The organism is Kribbella amoyensis (assembly GCF_007828865.1).
Classification (GTDB): Bacteria; Actinomycetota; Actinomycetes; order Propionibacteriales; family Kribbellaceae; genus Kribbella; species Kribbella amoyensis.
The window spans coordinates 1169456-1187076 of sequence record NZ_VIVK01000001.1 but is presented as its reverse complement, the minus strand read 5'-3'; the positions used below and the strand labels follow the sequence as shown (position 1 = coordinate 1187076).

15 protein-coding genes are annotated in these 17621 nt (G+C 70.4%); all 15 read left to right on the top strand.

Features of this window, described 5'->3' with window-relative positions; translation table 11 throughout:
• The first annotated feature begins 25 nt into the window (after nt 1-25).
• Entirely contained in the window at nt 26-1423 is a 1398-nt protein-coding gene (locus tag FB561_RS05725) for an FGGY-family carbohydrate kinase (RefSeq protein ID WP_145812778.1), read from the top strand.
• Nucleotides 1420-2037, top strand: coding sequence for a histidine phosphatase family protein (locus FB561_RS05720; protein WP_145803791.1), 618 nt, complete (start codon nt 1420-1422; stop codon nt 2035-2037). The genes FB561_RS05725 and FB561_RS05720 overlap by 4 nt, the downstream gene beginning before the upstream one ends.
• On the top strand, nt 2034-2831 hold the full coding sequence (locus FB561_RS05715; RefSeq protein WP_145803789.1) for a DeoR/GlpR family DNA-binding transcription regulator: 798 nt from the start codon (nt 2034-2036) through the stop codon (nt 2829-2831). Before FB561_RS05720 ends, FB561_RS05715 begins: the two co-directional genes overlap by 4 nt.
• 13 nt (nt 2832-2844) lie before the next feature.
• Nucleotides 2845-4329, top strand: a complete 1485-nt coding sequence (locus FB561_RS05710; RefSeq protein ID WP_145803787.1) for an FGGY-family carbohydrate kinase — start codon at nt 2845-2847, stop codon at nt 4327-4329.
• A complete protein-coding gene (locus FB561_RS05705; protein ID WP_145803785.1) occupies nt 4326-5348 on the top strand; it encodes a 2-hydroxyacid dehydrogenase in 1023 nt (340 codons plus the stop codon). Before FB561_RS05710 ends, FB561_RS05705 begins: the two co-directional genes overlap by 4 nt.
• Before the next feature lie 22 nt (nt 5349-5370).
• The gene (locus FB561_RS05700; protein ID WP_145803778.1) at nt 5371-6063 is read left to right on the top strand and encodes an MgtC/SapB family protein; all 693 of its coding nucleotides are present in this window, start codon (nt 5371-5373) and stop codon (nt 6061-6063) included.
• Between the two features lie 69 nt (nt 6064-6132).
• Nucleotides 6133-6936, top strand: a complete 804-nt coding sequence (locus FB561_RS05695) for an inositol monophosphatase family protein (protein WP_145803770.1) — start codon at nt 6133-6135, stop codon at nt 6934-6936.
• On the top strand, nt 6933-7883 hold the full coding sequence (locus tag FB561_RS05690) for a carbohydrate ABC transporter permease (RefSeq protein WP_238334666.1): 951 nt from the start codon (nt 6933-6935) through the stop codon (nt 7881-7883). The genes FB561_RS05695 and FB561_RS05690 overlap by 4 nt, the downstream gene beginning before the upstream one ends.
• On the top strand, nt 7880-8695 hold the full coding sequence (locus FB561_RS05685; protein WP_145803763.1) for a carbohydrate ABC transporter permease: 816 nt from the start codon (nt 7880-7882) through the stop codon (nt 8693-8695). The genes FB561_RS05690 and FB561_RS05685 overlap by 4 nt, the downstream gene beginning before the upstream one ends.
• A gap of 2 nt (nt 8696-8697) precedes the next feature.
• A complete protein-coding gene (locus FB561_RS05680) occupies nt 8698-10014 on the top strand; it encodes an ABC transporter substrate-binding protein (protein WP_170284584.1) in 1317 nt (438 codons plus the stop codon).
• A complete protein-coding gene (locus tag FB561_RS05675; RefSeq protein WP_145803749.1) occupies nt 10011-10691 on the top strand; it encodes a glycerophosphodiester phosphodiesterase in 681 nt (226 codons plus the stop codon). Before FB561_RS05680 ends, FB561_RS05675 begins: the two co-directional genes overlap by 4 nt.
• A 1091-nt stretch (nt 10692-11782) precedes the next feature.
• On the top strand, nt 11783-12979 hold the full coding sequence (locus FB561_RS05670; RefSeq protein WP_145803747.1) for a Gfo/Idh/MocA family protein: 1197 nt from the start codon (nt 11783-11785) through the stop codon (nt 12977-12979).
• 144 nt (nt 12980-13123) lie between these two features.
• Nucleotides 13124-14761, top strand: coding sequence for a phosphodiester glycosidase family protein (locus tag FB561_RS05665; RefSeq protein ID WP_145803745.1), 1638 nt, complete (start codon nt 13124-13126; stop codon nt 14759-14761).
• 284 nt (nt 14762-15045) lie between these two features.
• Nucleotides 15046-15456 (top strand): DUF7144 family membrane protein, encoded by a 411-nt coding sequence (locus tag FB561_RS05660; RefSeq protein ID WP_145803743.1) that lies wholly within the window; start codon nt 15046-15048, stop codon nt 15454-15456.
• Between the two features lie 13 nt (nt 15457-15469).
• Entirely contained in the window at nt 15470-17599 is a 2130-nt protein-coding gene (locus FB561_RS05655) for a phage holin family protein (RefSeq protein ID WP_145803741.1), read from the top strand.
• Nucleotides 17600-17621 lie beyond the last annotated feature (22 nt).

Below are 17621 nucleotides of genomic sequence, written 5' to 3'. Positions count from 1 at the left end.
CTAACATCGGTGAGGGGAGAGCGTGGTGGCCTGGATCGGCGTGGACCTCGGCACCCAGAGCGTCCGGGCCGTCCTGGCCGGGGACGACGGGACCGTCCTGGCCCATACAGCGCGGCCACTGACCAGTACGCGGACCGGTGATCGGCACGAGCAGGATCCGCACGAGTGGATCACCGCGGTCGAGAACGTGCTCGCCGAGGTCGCGACGCCGGAAGTCCGCGGCCTCGCGATCTGCTCGACCTCCGGCACCGTCCTGCTCACCGACCGCGCGGGTCGTCCGGCCGGCCCGGCCCTGATGTACGACGACGCCCGGGCCGCCGCCATCCTGCCGAAGGTGGTCGCCGCCGATCCCGGGCGCTGGGCCACCTCGATGCAGCCGACCTGGGCGCTGCCGAAGATCCTCTGGCTCGCACGGGGCGACCACCTCGTCGCCCACAGCGCGGACGTGGTCGCCGCCGACCTTGCCGGTCACCCGGTCGCCACCGACACCAGCCACGCGCTCAAGACCGGGTACGACCTCACTGTCGGACCGATCGGCGCCTGGCCCGTCGAGGCTTACGAACGGCTCGGTCTCGCCCCGGATCTCCTCCCCGAGGTGGTCCTGCCGGGGACCGAGATCGGCCGGGTGTCCGCGGCGAAGGCCAAGGTCACCGGGCTCCCCGAGGGGACGCCGATCCTGGCCGGGATGACCGACGGGTGCGCCGCCCAACTCGCGGCGGGCGCACTCAGCCCGGGCGCGTGGAACTCGGTCCTCGGCACCACCCTCGTCCTCAAGGGCGTCACCAAGGACCTGATCGAGGACCCGACCGGCGCCGTCTACAGTCACCGTCATCCCGACGGCGGCTGGCTCCCCGGCGGCGCGTCGAACACGGGCGCCGGCGCGCTGACCACGATGCTCCCCGGCGCCGACCTGGAGGCGCTCGACCGGGCCGCCACCGAGCTCACCGACACCGACGGGCCGATCGGCGCCACGATCTATCCCTTGACCAAGCGCGGTGAGCGGTTTCCGTTCGTCGCCCCCGATGCGGAGGGCTTCGAGCTCGGCGAGATCCAGGACGACCTGCACCGGTACATCGCGGTCCAGCAGGGCGTCGCGTTCGTCGAGCGGCTGGCGTTCGACCACCTGGTCCGTCTCGGCGCCGAACCGCTGCGGTCCGTGTCCCTCACCGGTGGCGCGGTCCGCAGCGACCACTGGAACCAGCTCCGCGCCGACGTCCTCGGCGTACCGGTGGAGTTGCCGGCGGCCCCTGATCCGGCGTTCGGGATGGCGGTTCTTGCGGCGTCGGCCGGGACCTCGGTGACGGAGACCGCGGGCCGGATGGTGCGGGTCGCCCGGGTGATCGAGCCGCGCTCGCGCCCGCGACTGGACGAGCTGTACTCCGCGTTCGTGGCCGAACTCGAGACCAGGGGGTACCTGCGATGAGAACGACGATCGTCCTGGCCAGGCACGGCCGGACCGAGTGGCACCACGGCAACCGGTACACCGGGTCGTCGGACCTGCCGATCGACGACGTCGGCCGGCAGCAGGCGTTGGTGCTCCGGGACTGGGCGGCCGACTTCGCGCCGGACGCGCTCTGGTCGTCGCCGATGCTGCGGGCCCGGCAGACCGTCGAGCCGACGGCGGCCGCGTTGGGGCTGACCCCGACGGTCGACGCCCGGCTCCGCGAGGTCGACTTCGGGTCGGCCGAGGGCAAGATGCTCAGCGAACTGCCGCCCGCGGTCGCGAAGGCGTTCGAGCTGGACCCGGTCGGCTCGCACTTCCCCGGTGGCGAAGATCCAGCGGCCGCGGCCGATCGGGTCACCGAGGCGTTCCACGAGATCGCCGCGCGGCACCAGGGTCAGAAGGTGCTCCTGGTCGCGCACAACACCCTGATCCGGTTACTGGTCTGCCGCGTTCTCGGCATCGAGCTGACCGAGTACCGGCGGTTGTTGCCGATGCTCGGACCGGCGGCGTTGGTGCGGCTGCGGTGGCAGGACGGCAGAGTTGGACTCGAGGCCTACAACATCCCCGCAGTCCGAACGGAGATCCCCGCATGACCGATGCCGACGGTGACACCACCGAACTGAGCCGCCCGGCCCGCCGCCAGGCCGAGATCGCCGAGTACGTCGTGCAACACGGCTCCGTCTCCGCCAACGACCTGGTCGAGGCGTTCGGCGTCAGCGTGATGACAGTGCACCGCGACCTCGACGAACTCGAACGCCGCGGCGTCGTCCGTAAGTACCGCGGTGGCGTCACCGCCCAGCCGACCAGCGTGTTCGAGTCGAACGTGGCGTACCGGATGACCGCGGCGCACGCGGAGAAGGCGGCGATCGCGCGGCACGCCCGGGCGATGATCGAGCCGGGCATGTCGGTGATGCTGGACGACTCGACCAGCGCGCTCGCCCTGGTCGACCTGCTCGAGGACATCACCCCGTTGACCGTGGCGACGAACTTCCTGCCCGCGATCAGCAAGCTGGCCGGGTACCGCGACGTCACGCTGCTCGCGCTCGGCGGGATCTACTCGGCCACGCACGACTCGTTCGGCGGGATGCCGTGCGCCGAGGCGGTCCAGGCCCTGCACACGGACCTGCTGTTCTGCAGCGTGTCGGCAGTGTCGCCGACGCACGCGTTCCACCAGGAGCAGGAGATCGTCCTGGTCAAGCAGGCGATGCTGCGGTCCGCGGCGACCAAGGTGCTGCTCGTCGACCACGGCAAGCTGCAGCGGACCGCGCTGCACCGGCTGGCCCCGCTGACCGACTTCGACGCGGTCGTGGTGGACGAGAAGACACCGGCCGACCTGGTCAAGACCCTGCGCGACCACGGCGCCTCCGTGGAGGTCGCGCAACTCTAGAGAGGAGTCCGGGGTGGACGTCGGAGTAGATGTCGGCACCACCGTCACGAAGGCCGTCGCCTTCGACGAGCACGGCCGCCAGCTGGCCGAGGCGTCCCGCCCGACCCGGCTGGTCCGGCCGGGACCGGGCCGGTTCGAGCACGACACCGCCGAGATCGTTGCCTCGGTCAACGAGGTGGTCGCCGAGCTGGCCGAGCGTACGACTGCCACCGAGGTCGGGGTGCTGGCGATCACGGGCCAGGGCGACGGGCTCTGGCTGGTGGACGCCACCGGGCACGCGGTCCGGCCGGCGATCTCGTGGCTGGACGCGCGGAGCAGTTCGATCCTGGAGCAGTGGACGACCGACGGCGTGGCCGACCAGGTCTTCCGCCGATCCGGGAACCGGATGTTCCCCGGCGCGTCCGGCCCGCTGCTGGCCGCCGTACTCGCCGAGGAGCCGGACGTCCTGCGGGCAGCGGCCACCGCGGCGTACTGCAAGGACGTCGTGATGCAGCGGCTGACCGGAGTTCGCGCGACCGACGTGTCCGACGCGTCGGCGCCGTTCCTCGATCCACGCACCGGTGAGTACAACGACGAGGCGCTCGCCGCGTGCGGTCTGACCGATTGGCGGCACATCCTCGCCCCGGTCGAGCCGAAGGGACCGATCGGCGAGCTGACCGATCCAGGGACCGGTTTGCCCTTGGGGACAAGGGTTTCCGCCGGACCTTACGACCTGCCCGCGGCCGCGATCGGCGCCGGCGTGACCGAGGTCGGCGACGCTCTGCTCACGGTCGGTACGACGCTCGCGTGCCAGGTGGTCACCCGGGATCTGCCCGTCGACGGCGAACCGGCCGGGCTCTTCCTCGGGACCTGGACGCCCGGTGTCTGGCTCCGCGCGATGCCCGCGATGGTGGGGACCGCGGCGCTCGACCGGGTACTCGCCCTGGTCGGCCTGGGGACCGACAAGCTCGCCGGGTTGCTCGCGGAAAGTCCACCTGGTGCCAACGGCGTCACCGTCCTCCCGTACCTGTCCGAGGCGGGCGAGCGGGCGCCGTTCGTCGACACCAGGGCCCGCGGCAGCTTCGACGGGATCTCGCTCGCCACGTCCCAGGCGGACCTGGTCCGTGCCACCTGCGAGGGCATCGCGTACGCCGCGCGGCACTGCCTGGACGCGGCCGGCTGGACCGGCAAGGTGACCGTCTGCGGTGGCGGTGCCCGCAGCGGTGAGTGGACACAGATCCTCGCGGACGTCCTGAACAGCCCGCTGCACACGACCGAGGCGTCCCAGGTCGCCGCCCGGGGTGCCGTCGTCGCTGCGAAGCGGGGGCTCGGCCCGGTCGGCGACGAGTGGATCGCCGAGACCCGGCAGGTCGATCCCGACCCGGCCCGCGCCGCCTTCTACGCCGAGGGCTACGCGCACTACCTGCGCAGGATCGAGGCCGCCCGGCCGCGCTGGGCCGATCCTGCTCCGTACCCGACGACGCCGCAACCGACGACAACGACACCAGGAGTTCGATGAGAACCGTCAAGGCCCTGCTGGCCGGCGACCACTTCGTCCGCAACGAGCTGCTCGCCGCCGCGCTGACCGCCCTGCCCGACGTGCGGTTCGAGTTCCGGGAGGTCACGCTGCCGTGGCCGCTCACGCCGTTCGGTCCGGTCGCCGAGGTGGACGAGGCCAGTGACGCGGAGGACCAGCTGATCGGGGCCCTGCCCGGGGTCGAGTTGGCGGTCACCCAGATGGGCCCGTTCACCGAACGCGTCCTGGATGCTGCTCCCGACCTGCGCTTCCTGGTCTGCTGCCGCGGCGGCCCGGTCAACGTGAACGTCCCGGCCGCGATCAAGCGCGGGATCACGGTCGCGTCCACCCCCGGCCGGAACGCGGTCGCCGCCGCCGAGCACGCGGTCGCCCTGATGATGGGCGCGATGCGCCGGCTCCCCCAGTTGCAGCGCACGCTCGAACAGGGGGAGTGGCGTAGCGACCTCTATGCGTACGACGAGTGCGGTACCGAGCTGGACGGTGCGACCGTCGGCCTGATCGGGTATGGCGCGATCGGCAGACGGGTCGCCCGGGTCATGCTCGCCTTCGGAGCACGGGTGCTCGTCGTGGATCCGATCCTGGACCGGGCCGCGCCGCCGGACGGGGTCGAGGTGGTCGAGCTGAACGACCTGTTGCGGCAGTCGGACGTGGTCAGCCTGCACGCCCGGCTGACCGACACGACGCGCGGCATGATCGGCGCCGACCAGCTCGCCCGGATGCGCCGGGGGAGCGTCCTGGTCAACACAGCGCGTGGTGGTCTGCTCGACTACGACGCGACCGTGGACGCGCTGGAGTCCGGGCACCTTGGTGCCGCGGCGTTCGACGTGTTCGCGGCCGAACCGGTCCCGCCCGGATCGCGCCTGCTGACGGCACCGAACGTGGTCATGACGCCACACCTCGCAGGCGCCACCCAGCAGACCGCACTGCGGGCCGGGTCGATCGCCGCCGAGGCGGTGGCCGCTTACCTCGTCGGCCGCGAGCCGGTAGGCGTGCAACGCTGAGGAAAGGGGAACTGGTCAGGCTATGGACTTGGTCACCTCGACGACCTGGACCGAATTGCTGCTCCTGCTGATGGCCTTCGGGCTGTCCATGCTCATCGGGGTGGAGCGTCAGCTGCAGCAGAAGAGTGCCGGGTTGCGTACACACACCCTGGTCGGCACCGGATCGGCTCTGTTCACCCTCGTCTCCGGCTTCGGCTTCGCCGGGGTGCTCGGGACGGACGTGAACCTGGACCCGTCCCGGATCGCCGCCCAGATCGTCTCCGGCGTCGGGTTCCTCGGCGCCGGGGTGATCTTCATGCGCCGCGACGTGGTTCGCGGGCTGACCACTGCCGCCACGATCTGGATGACGGCCGCGATCGGCATGGCCTGCGGGGCCGGGATGCCGATCCTGGCCGCGGCCGCCACCGTGCTGCACCTGATCGCGGTCGGCGCGTTCGGGCGGCTGGCGCAGTTCCTGCCGTCACCGGACCGCCGCCGCATCGTTACGGTGCGGTACCTGGACGGCAACGGCGTGCTGCGCACCATCCTGTCCACGGCGACGTCGATGGGTTTCGAGGCCTCCGTCGTCGGGACCGAGGCGTACCGGGACAGCGGGACGCCGCAGGTCCGCGCCGCGATGCGGTTCCGGGGCCGGCCGCCGCTGCAGGACCTTGTCCTCGCGCTGGGCTCGTTGGAGGGTGTCACGGGCGTCCGGCTGCGCGATGACGACGACTGATGTGAATTCAGTGAGAAATTCACATCCGTGGGCTGTTTGAAACCATGATTCGATGATAATTTCACACGCGTGCCGCTCACAGACGCTCCCCGCGACCTGCTCGCCCTCGCCACTCGGCTCGCCCTCGAGGCCGGCGTCGAGTTGCTCGGGCGGCAGGCCGGGCTCTCGGTGGAGCAGGCACAGACGAAGAGTTCCGGCACCGATCCCGTCAGTGCCGCGGACCGCGCCTCCGAGCGTCTGATCGTCACCGGGCTGGCCGCCGAGCGGCCGAAGGACGGGGTGCTCGGTGAGGAAGGCGCCCGGACGGCGTCCGTCAGCGGGCTCACCTGGGTGATCGACCCGCTCGACGGCACCGTGAACTACCTGTACGGCCGGCCCGACTGGTGTGTGAGCATCGCGGTCGAGGACGGCGAGGGCGCCCTGGCCGGAGTGGTGCACCAGCCGACGACCGGGATCACCTGGTCCGCGGTCCGTGGCGCCGGTGCCACCCGGGACGGCCGTCCGCTCCAGCTCCGGACCTCCCGCGGACTCGCGGAGGCGCTGGTGGCCACCGGCTTCTCCTACCTGGCCGATCGCCGGGCGGAGCAGGCGGAGTACCTCGGTCGCGTACTCCCCGGAGTCCGCGACCTGCGCCGTGGGGGATCCGCGGCGCTCGACCTGTGCTCGGTGGCCGACGGGACGGCCGACGCGTACTACGAACACGTGATCCAGCCCTGGGACGTCGCCGCCGGCGCGTTGATCGCGCGGGAGGCCGGAGCCACGACGGTCGGTGGACCGGGTACGCCCTTGCCGGGTGGCCTGCTCGCCGCGCCGGCCGGCCTCGCCGAGGCGTTGCTGGGGTTGCTCGACCCGTCCAGGAAGAGGGTGGCGTGACAGTTCTCGACCTGCCGGCCCGGTCGCATCCCGACCAGCACCGGCAAATTGCCCACAGCAACCAACGGCGCAGGCAGCGGCGCCGCGAGTACGGCCTGTTCGCGCTCCTGGTGGCGCCGAACCTGCTGGTGATCGCGGTGTTCGCGTACTGGCCGATCGTATACAACGCGTTCCTCAGCCTGACCGACTGGAACATGATCGCGGCCCGGCCGGAGTTCGTCGGGCTGACCAACTACGCGAACACGCTGACCGACCCCGCGTTCCACAAGACGCTCGGGATCACCGTCGCGTTCACCGGTCTGATCGTGCTCGGCAGCCTGGTGATCGGGCTCGCGCTGGCGCTGCTGTTCAACCAGCCGCTGAAGGGCCGCGGCCTGGTCCGGACGATGTCGTTCGCGCCGCACATCCTGTCCGGTGCCGCGGTCGCGACGATCTGGCTGTTCATCTTCGACCCCGGCTACGGCCTGATGCGGGCGCTGATCGAACCGCTCGGCGCCGAACCGCCGGACTGGATGAACAACTCCGACTGGGCGCTGCCGGGTCTGGTCATCGTCTACCTGTGGAAGAACGTCGGCTTCACCGCGCTGATCTACCTGGCCGGTCTGCAGGGGCTGCCGAAGGAGCTCGACGAGGCGGCCGCGATCGACGGCGCGAGCACCTGGACCCGGTTCCGGGCGATCAAGCTGCCGTTGCTCACACCGATCACGTTCTTCCTGCTGATCACCACGGTGATCGGCACGTTCCAGGCCTTCGACGTGATCGCGGTGATGACCGGCGGCGGTCCGGGTGACGCGACCACCACGCTGAGCTGGTCGATCTACAACGAGGGCTTCCAGGCGTTCAACGCGGGCCGCGCGGCGACGCTGTCGATCATCATGTTCGTCATCCTGCTCGTCGTCACCACCGTGCAGGCCCGGGTGATGGAGAGGCGGGTGCACTACAAGTGAAGGTACGAGCGCTCCAGTACGTCGTCCTGCTCGGCGTCGCCGCGATCTTCCTCGGCCCGCTGTACTGGCTGATCAGCACCGCGGTGAAGCAGCCGGCCGACATCTACCAGTGGCCGCCGGACTGGTGGCCGGACACGTTCAGCTGGGAGAACTTCTCGCTGGCGTGGAACGCGGCGCCGTTCGACCGGTTCTTCCTGAACTCGACCGTGATCACGGTCGCCGGGACCGCGCTGAAGGTGGCCAACGCCGTGCTGACGGCGTACGCCTTCGCCTATCTGCGGTTCCCGTTCAAGAAGCCGCTGTTCCTGCTGATCCTCGGCGCGATGATGGTGCCCGGGCACGTCACGCTGCTGCCGAACTACCTGACCGTCGCGTCGCTCGGCTGGATCAACACCTACGCGGGCCTGATCATCCCCGGTATCGGCTCGGCGTTCGCCACCTTCCTGATGCGGCAGCACTTCCTCACCTTGCCGACGGAGGTCACCGACGCCGCCGCCGTCGACGGGGCCGGGCACCTGCGGACGCTGTGGCGGGTCGTGCTGCCGATGTCGCGGCCGATGCTGATCACGGTCGTGGTGATCACCGCGGTGGAGGAGTGGAACAACTTCGTCTGGCCGCTGATCGTCACGAACACGGCCGAGATGCGGACCCTGCCGGTCGGGCTGCTGATCCTCAAGGACGAGGAAGGGCTGGCGAACTGGGGCACGATCATGGCCGGCACGCTGCTCGTGCTCGCGCCGATGCTGCTGATCTTCCTCGTCGCCCAGCGCTACATCGTCGGCGGCATCACCCAAGGAGCGTTGAAGGGATGAGCATGAAGCGCAGAGCGTTCTTGGGGCTCGGCCTGGCGGCGACCCTGGCCGGCTGCGGGTACCGCTCGCTGGACGCCGAGTACGAGCAGCCGGCCGGGACGGTGCCGAAGCGGTACGCGCACCGGACCCGGGTGGTGTTCTGGTCCTCCTACGGCGGCGCGAACGGCAAGGCGGTCGACAAGCTCGTTGCCAAGTTCAACGAATCGCAGACCGACGTCTACGTCGAGGCGCAGTTCCAGGGCAGCTACGACGACGTCGCGCAGAAGGTCGCGGCCGGGCTGATCGCCCGGCAGGCACCCGACATCGCGGTGCTGTCCGACGTGACCTGGGAACGGTTCTTCCTGAACGACGCGCTGGAGCCGCTGAACGGGTACTTCACCGACGGGTTCGGGCCCGCGGTGTTCCACCAGAAGCTGTTCAACGAGTACGTCGTGAAGGGGCAGAGCTGGTGCGTGCCGTTCGCGCGCAGTACGCCGATCCTCTATTACAACCGGGACGTCTTCGCGAAGGCCGGGCTGCCGGACCGGGCGCCGCGGACCTGGAGCGAGATGCGGTCCTGGGGTGACACGCTCGCCAAGGTCGACGCCAAGGGCCGGCCGATGCGGACGCTGGCACTGGCCAAGGTGGACGGCGACTGGCAGTTCCAGGGCAACGTCTGGCAGTTCGGCGGCGCGTACTCGAACGGGCTGGACGTCGCGATCGACCAGGACGGCGCGGTCGCGGCCGGCGAGTTCCAGCGGCAGCTGATCCACTCCGACGGGCACGGGTACATGGCCAGCAGCCCGATGACGGACTTCGCCGGCGGCCTGGTCGCGATGTGCCAGGACTCCACCGGTGGCCTGAAAAGCGCTATGAGCAAGGCGAAGTTCAAGGTCGGCGCCGGGTTCATCCCGGCCGAGGTGGCGGCCGGGATCGCCACCGGTGGCGGTGGGATCGGGATGTTCCGGAACGCCTCGGCCGAACGCAAGCAGGCGGCGGCCGCGTTCCTCGCCTTCCTCGCGCTGCCGGAGAACTCGGCCTGGTGGACCACACAGACCGGGTACCTCCCGGTGGTCGACAAGGCGCGCGAGGACCCGGCGCTGCAGAAGCTGGTCGCCGACGAACCGAACTACGGGGTCGCGATCGCCCAGCTCGCGAACGCCCGCCAGCAGGACGCGATCCGGCTCTACGGGCGGAACGCGAACGTGGCCATCTACACCGGCCTGCAGCAGATCTACGCCGACAACGCGGCGCCGAAGAAGGTCTTCGGTGCGGTCGCCGATCGCCTGGAGGCCATCGGTGACGAGGTTCGACGACTCTACGAGGAGAAGGTGCTTTGATCATCACCGGCCATCGCGGCGCGATGGGATCCGAACCGGAGAACACGCTGCGCTCGTTCCGCCGAGGCGTCGAGGCCGGGTGCGACGAGATCGAGCTCGACCTGCGGGTCACCGCCGACGACCGGCTGGTGGTGCTGCACGACGCGACCGTCGACCGCACCACCAACGGCTCGGGCGCGGTCGAGGACCTCACCTTCGACGAGCTGCGGGCCCTCGACGCCGGTCGGGGTGAGCAGGTCCCGACCTGGGAGGAGACCATCGAGGCGGTCGACGTCCGGTTCCAGGCCGAGGTGAAGGCGGCGCGCGCGGTACCGCTGCTGGTCGCGTCCCTCGAGGCGGACCCGGAGCTGGCCGCGCGGACGATGGTGACGTCCTCGCACGCCGACATCCTGCTCGCCGTCCGCCGGGCCCTGCCGACCGCGACGACCGGCCTGATCTTCGGTCGTACCCCGGACGTCGCCGACGTGCTCGCCTTGACCCGGGCCGCCGAGGCCGAGTGGGCCCTGTGCGGCATCGCCGGCCTGACCGCCGACGGCGTGGCCAAACTGCACGCCGAAGGCCTCTCGGTCACGGCCTGGCCGGTCCCCGACCCCGAAACCCTGGCCGAAGCAACCACCCTCGGCGTCGACGGCATCACCACCGACCACCCCAACCTCCTCCTCACCCCGACCCATTAGCCCCCTCCACCCCCACGCCCCGCACACCCGCGCCCCGCACCTCCGCGCCTTCCGCCGCCACCTCGCACTTTGTGCGCCCACCAGCCGTCTGCTGGCTCGTTGTGCATCGTCCAGTCGTCTTGGTGGTCGCTGGCTGGCTGGCCGGTGCGCAAAGTGGGGGTGGTGGAGGGGTGGGGGGCGACGGTGGCGCACCTCGGCCCGTGTCCCGCGCCCACAGCTTGCACTTTGTGCGCCCACCAGCCGCCGGCTGGCTCTTTGTGCATCGTCCAGTCGTGTTGGTGGTCGCTGGCTGGCTGGCCGGTGCGCAAAGTGGGGGTGGTGGAGGGGTGGGGGCGACGGTGGCGCACCTCGGCCCGCGTCCCCCCGCCGCCAGCTCGCACTTTGTGCGCCCACCGGCCGTCTGCTGGCTCTTTGTGCATCGTCCAGTCGTCTTGGTGGTCGCTGGCTGACTGGCCGGTGCGCAAAGTGGGGGTGGGGGAAGGGTGGGGGCGACGGCGGTCGCACCTCGTACTGTGTACGCCGCCTCCGCCTCACCTCGGACTTTGTGCACACAGCGGCGGGGTCGCTGGCTCTTTGTGCGCCGTCCAGCCGTCTTGGTGGTCGCTGGCTGACTGGCCGGTGCACAAAGTGGGGGTGGGGGAAGGGTGGAGGCGACGGCGGCGCACTCCGCACCGCGTATCCGCCTCCGCCTCACCTCGGACTTTGTGCACACAGCGGCGGGGTCGCTGGCTCTTTGTGCGCCGGCCAGCCGTCTCGGTGGACGCTGGCTGACCGGCCTATGCACAAGGTGGGGGGAGATGCCGGGAGGGTGACTGCGGCGCACCTCGCACCTCGCACCCCGGCCGAGGCGCTGAGCTGGCTCGTCGGGCCCCGCCCCCAGCTCGCATTTTGTGCGCCCACCAGCCGCTTGCTGGCTCTTTGTGCGCCGGCCAGTCGTCTCGGTGGTCGCTGGCTGACCGGTCCGTGCACAAAGTGCGGGGTGGGGGAGAGGCGGGGCGGGGCGGAGGTGATGGGCGGCGTGGTGGGCGTCACATATTTCAACGTGCGGATTTGTTCTTTCGTGGAACAAAAATGTGTGATTGCCTTGATCCATGAGCATCAGCATCGGTGTGGTCGGCGCCGGCCAGTTCGCCCCCTCGTTCCTGCGGTTGTGGACCGCGCACCCCGACGTCACGGAGGTCCGGCTGACCGATGTGCTGCCGGACCGGCTGGCCGAGATGGCCGAGCGGCTGGGGGTGAAGGTCACCTACTCCTCGTTCGAGGACATGCTCGCCTCGGACGTCGACGCGGTGGCGATCTTCACCCAGCGCTGGCTGCACGGCGAGATGGCGATCCAGGCCCTGCAGGCCGGCAAGCACGTGTACTCGACGGTGCCGATGGCGATCGAGGCGGACCAGATCGCCCGGATCATCGAGCTGGTCAAGGAGACCGGCCTGACCTACATGATGGGGGAGACCAGCTTCTACTACCCGTCCTCGGTGTACTGCCGGGAGAAGCTGGACAAGGGCGAGTTCGGCCGGGTCTTCTACTGCGAGGGCGACTACGTCCACGACATGGACCTGGGCTTCTACGCCGCGTACCAGTACAGCGGTGGCGAGGAGTGGAAGAAGACGGCGTCCTTCCCGCCCATGCTCTACCCGACGCATGCCGTGGGCAACGTTCTCTCGGTGACCGGGCAGCACGCGACGCACGTGTCCTGCATCGGCGTCCAGGACGACCGCGGTGACGGTGTCTTCGACAAGGACGTCAGCCAGTTCGGCAACGACTTCAGCAACGCGACCGCGCTGTTCAAGCTGGCCGACGGCGGCGTGATGCGGACCAACGAGATGCGCCGGGTCGGGTACCCGTCGCACATCCGCGAGTCCCGGCTGCGCGTGTTCGGCACCGAGGGCAGCTTCGAGCAGCTCGCGACCACCACGGTCTGGCAGACCAAGGAGGGCGTCGAGGACATCAGCCAGCTGATGGAGACGAAGCCGAGCGGCGACCTGGAGGACGAGGACCTCGCGAACGTCGACCCGGCGCTGCGGGACGCGTTCCTGTCCGGGCTGTCCCCGGTGCACGACCGGGACCGGCTGCCGAAGGAGTTCGCCGGCCTGCACAACGGGCACGAGGGTTCGCACCACTTCCTTGCCGACGACTTCGTTCGCGCGGTCGTCGACAAGGCGGTCCCGCCGGTCAACGCCTGGGTCGCGGCCCGGTACACCCTGCCCGGCATCTTCGCGCACAAGTCGGCCCAGCAGGGCGGCGTGCAGCTGGAGATCCCGGACCACGGTGACGCGCCGGCCTGATCCGGTCAGAGCTGACAGCAGGGCCCGGGTGACCACCCGGGCCCTTCGTCATGGCCGATCGGACCCATGAGGTCATGGAGAGGTCGTTGCCAGTTCACTGTGAGGTCTTTGCGGGCGGTAGATCGCTGACATAGGAATGAGGGCATGACCTTCCGCCACTCGTCCCGCCCCGCCGTGGGCCTGCTCGCGGTTCTCTCCGTGGGCTCGGTCCTGACCGGCACGGCGGTCGCCCAGCCGTTCACCGACACCGCGAGCGCCACGGTCGCTCTGCCGTTGGGGCCAGCCGGTCTCCAGGAGACCCGGACCACGCGGGCCCTGCAGCCCGGTGTCACCCTGACCACGATCGTCCGCGGCCAGACCGATCCAGCGGTCTCGCGCTGGACGGTCGAGGTCGCGATCCCGTCCAGTTCGCCCGATCCGGACGCGCCCGCGACGGCGTTGTCGGACCAACCCACCGCGGACGCCACGGCGGCCAAGCTGAGGGCTGCCGGGCTGGACGCGCGGGTCGAGTCGGTGCCGACGCCACAGCTGACCGACGCGGGTGGCGGCAGCCTGGGGTGGCGGGTGCGGGTCGGTTCGCTGCCGACGAAGGCCGAGGCCGACGCGGTGCGGACCAAGGTGATCGCGGCCGGACTGAGCGGATCGAGCCTGTACACGGGGTGGGACGGCGAGCCCGACGACGTCAGCGGTTCCACCGGGCCGTGGCATGTCCAGGTGCTCACGGTCGATCCGAAGAAGTTCCGCGGCACGCTCGACGCGTCGTACGGGCTGGACCTTGAGCAGCGGGAGACGACGAGCACGCTCGCGACGTTGACGGGTGCGACCGCGGCCGTGAACGCGGGCTTCTTCGTGCTGGACCCGAAGGCGGGTGCGCCTGGTGATCCGGCCGGCGTCGCCGTGTACGACGGGCGGCTGGTCAGCGAGCCGACCGCGGGACGACCGGCGCTGGTGATCGCGGACAACGCGCGCGGTACGTCGGTCGAGCGGTTCGGCTGGCGCGGTGAGGTCCGCGGGATCGGTCGGCCGTTGCCGCTCGACGGGCTGAACAGGGTGCCCGGTCTGATCCGGAACTGTGGTGGCACCGCGGACGACCTGCCGACCGCGAAGCCGTTGCACGACGTCACGTGTACCGACGCGGACGAGCTGATCGCGTTCGACGCGGCGTACGGGGTCGCGACGCCGAGTGGGCCGGGTGCGGAGGCGATCGTGGATCGGCGGGGAGTCGTGACCGCGATCCGGGCGACGCGGGGCGGGGCGATTCCCGAGGGCGGGCGGACCGTGCAGGCGACCGGGACGCAGGTCGATGCATTGCTGGCCGCGGCGAAGGTGGGGCGGCGGCTGGAGATCCGCGCCGCGCTGACCGACGAGCGGGGCCGCGAGGTGGGGTTGTCGCCGCGGGCCACGATCGTCAACGGCGGACCCAACCTGCTGACCGACGGGCGGTTCGACACCACCCCGAAGGCGGACGGGATGGCGCCGGCCGAGAACCGGAGCTTCTACTACGGCTGGGTCCACAAGCGGAATCCGCGCACCATCGCCGGCGTCGACCAGCAGGGCCGGACCGTCCTGATCACCGCCGACGGCCGCTCGGTGAACAGCCTCGGCCTCGGCATCGGCGAAGCGGCCGCGGTCGCCAAGTCGTTCGGGCTGCGCGAGGCCATCAACCTCGACGGTGGCGGCTCGACCACGATGGTTGCCGAGGGCAAAGTCCTCAACACCCCCTCCGACGCCGCCGGCGAACGCCCGGTCGGCGACGCCCTCACCATCACCCCCATCCGCTGAACCACCGCTGAACCACCGCTGAACCAGTCGCCTCACCACTGAGCGCGTCTCCTGAGGCTGAACGCCGCCCCTGACCGCTGACTGTCGCCACCAACTGTCTCCACCAGAGTTCGCTCTGTCTCCAACTCGTCGTCACCAGATTTCCGGGGGAACCGGCCGCCGTATCCAGGTCTCGCGGCGGACCGGTCACCCGGGGTGAGCTGTTGTCTCACCCGTTCGGGGTGATTCGGGGGTGGGGTGGCGGTCCTAGCGTCGGAGCAGGACTGACGATTGGGGAGGCAACGATGGTCCAGGAAACCGACAGGTCGCAGCAACCGGTGTCCGGTTGGGCGACCGGCGGAGTCACCTTCGCGGCGACGATGCTCGTGCTGGTCGGCGTCTTCCAGGTGATCGCGGGCCTGGTGGCGGTCATCGACGACGAGTTCTACGTCGTCGCACGCGGGTACACGTTCAATCTCGACACGACCGCCTGGGGCTGGATCCACCTGATCCTCGGCGCCCTGCTGCTGGTGGTCGCGTGGGGGCTGTACTCCCGGCAGACCTGGGCAGGGATCACCGCCCTGTTCCTCGCCGTGCTGAGTGCGATCGACAACTTCTTCTTCATCCCCTACTACCCGTTCTGGTCGTTGCTGGTGATCGCCCTGGATGTCTGGGTGATCTGGGCGTTGACCAGGCCGGGCGTGATCCGCACCTGAGAGCGCGGGACCGGTGGCTCGCCTGGGCGGCGCCCGGCCGGCGTTCCGCCTGGGCGACCTGGGGCGTGTCCTGGTCACCTGGATCGGGGCCGCCCTGGCGCTCGGGTTCGCGGACGCGGTGCTGAGTGGTCTGCGGTTCAGTTCGATCGGCCAGATTCTCCTCGCCTCGGCGGCCACCTTGGTGGTGGGCGCGGTGGTGCGTCCACTGCTCGTGGTCGCGAGTGCCGCGATCGGCTGGCTGGCCGTGTTGCTGCTCGCGATCTTCGGGCAGGCTCTCATCCTCGCCGCGGCGCTCTGGGTGATCCCGGGGATCGAGGCGAGCTCGTTCGGTGTCGTACTCGCGGCCGCGTGGATCGCGTCCATCGTCTGCACCGTCCTCGCCTGGCTGCTCACCTCCGGTACGCCGGAGGCCTTCACCGCCGCGTTGGTCCGGCGGGCCCGTCGGCGGCGTCAGGCGGTCGAGGATCCGGACGTTCCCGGGGTCGTGTTCGTGCAGCTCGACGGGGTTCCGTATCCCATGCTCCGCTGGTGTCTGCTGGCCTCGACCCTGCCGACGGTGAGCCGATGGGTCCGTGATCGCGGGTACCACCTGGTCGAGTGGACGCCACGGCTACCGGCGACCACTCCGGCCAGTCAGCTCGGCATCCTGCACGGCACGATCGACGGGATCCCGGCGTTCCGCTGGTACGACCGGGGGACGGGCAAGGTCCTGGTGGCCAACCGGGTCGCGGACGCCACGGTGATCGAGGAGCGCGCATCGGACGGTCAGGGCTTGCTGGCCGGTGGCGGGGTCAGTGTGTCCAACCTGTTCAGCGGGGATGCGGAGCGGTCGTTGCTGACGATGAGCCGGATGGAGCTGAGCCGCGGATCGGCGGACACCCGCCGCCGCGTCGCGTGGTACCTGGCTCGGCCGGACGGGTTCGCGGGCAGTCTGTCGGGCGCGATCGCGGAGGTCGCGCGGGAGCGGTTCCAGGCCCGGCGCCAGCGGCGGAACGACATCCGGCCGCGCGTTCATCGGGGCTGGGTGTTCGCGGGACTGCGCGCGGTGACCAATGTCGTGCTGCGGGATCTCAACACCGCACTCGTCGCCGAGGAGATGCTGCGCGGGACGAAGGCGATCTACGTCGACTACGTGGACTACGACGAGGTCGCGCACCACGCCGGCGTCCTCCGGCCGGAATCCCTGGCCACGTTGGACAAACTCGACCGAACGCTTGCTTGCCTGGAGGAACTGGCCGCCGAGGCACCCCGGCCGTACCGGATCGTGGTGCTGTCCGATCATGGTCAGTCGCAGGGGGAGACGTTCGCCGATCGGTACGGCCTCGACCTCGCCGGCCTCTGTGCCCGGCTGACCGAGGCGAACGTGGAGGCCGTGGAGAAGCCCGTCGAGGGCTGGGGCCGGTTGGAGGGGCTGCTCGACGACCTGTCCGGCTCGAAGGGCACCGGCCCGCGGATCGCGCGGAACGTGGCCGAACGCGTGCACCACCAGACCGATTTGCCCGACGTCGCCACCGGGTCCGAGCTGATCGTGCTGGGCTCGGGAAACCTGGGCCTGATCTGCGTACCGGGTGATCGGCGGCTCACGTTCGAGGAGATCAGCAGGCGCTGGCCGGCCCTGATCCCCGGGCTGGCCGAGCACGGCGGGATCGGGTTCGTCGCCGTCCTCAGCGCCGAACACGGGCCGCTGGTCGTCGGCGCGAGAGGGGTGCACGTGCTCGAGACCGGCACCGTCACCGGCGACGACCCGCTGGCTCCGTTCGGCGAGCGCGCGCGGCTCGACGTCCTGCGGGTGGTGAGGATGCCCGAGGCACCGGATCTGTACGTCAACAGCGCGGTCGATCCGGAGACCGGCGAGGTGGCCGCGTTCGAGGGGCTGGTCGGTTGTCACGGTGGGCTCGGAGGCTGGCAGGACCGGGCGATGGTGCTCGCTCCGCCCGACCTGCGGCTGCCGGACGAGCGGATCGTCGGGGCGGACGCACTGCACCATGTGTTGGTCGGTTACCTGGAAGACCTCGGCACCCGTAAGCCGCGAACCACGGCAGCGCAGGACTTTAGGCCTACAGATGCGGGACAGTCAGTGGCCTCCCGGGCGCGGCACGGACCGGTTATTCTCGATAACGACTCGCGCAAGGGGACGCGGTAAGAGCACACAAGGGCAGCAGTGA

What these genes read in the sequence shown, in the direction of transcription:
- FB561_RS05660 (WP_145803743.1), top strand. Translation starts at nt 15,046, where the DNA reads ATGGTCCAGGAAACCGACAGGTCGCAGCAACCGGTGTCCGGTTGGGCG.
- FB561_RS05720 (WP_145803791.1), top strand. Translation starts at nt 1,420, where the DNA reads ATGAGAACGACGATCGTCCTGGCCAGGCACGGCCGGACCGAGTGGCAC.
- FB561_RS05670 (WP_145803747.1), top strand. Translation starts at nt 11,783, where the DNA reads ATGAGCATCAGCATCGGTGTGGTCGGCGCCGGCCAGTTCGCCCCCTCG.
- FB561_RS05680 (WP_170284584.1), top strand. Translation starts at nt 8,698, where the DNA reads ATGAAGCGCAGAGCGTTCTTGGGGCTCGGCCTGGCGGCGACCCTGGCC.
- FB561_RS05715 (WP_145803789.1), top strand. Translation starts at nt 2,034, where the DNA reads ATGACCGATGCCGACGGTGACACCACCGAACTGAGCCGCCCGGCCCGC.
- FB561_RS05665 (WP_145803745.1), top strand. Translation starts at nt 13,124, where the DNA reads ATGACCTTCCGCCACTCGTCCCGCCCCGCCGTGGGCCTGCTCGCGGTT.
- FB561_RS05705 (WP_145803785.1), top strand. Translation starts at nt 4,326, where the DNA reads ATGAGAACCGTCAAGGCCCTGCTGGCCGGCGACCACTTCGTCCGCAAC.
- FB561_RS05700 (WP_145803778.1), top strand. Translation starts at nt 5,371, where the DNA reads ATGGACTTGGTCACCTCGACGACCTGGACCGAATTGCTGCTCCTGCTG.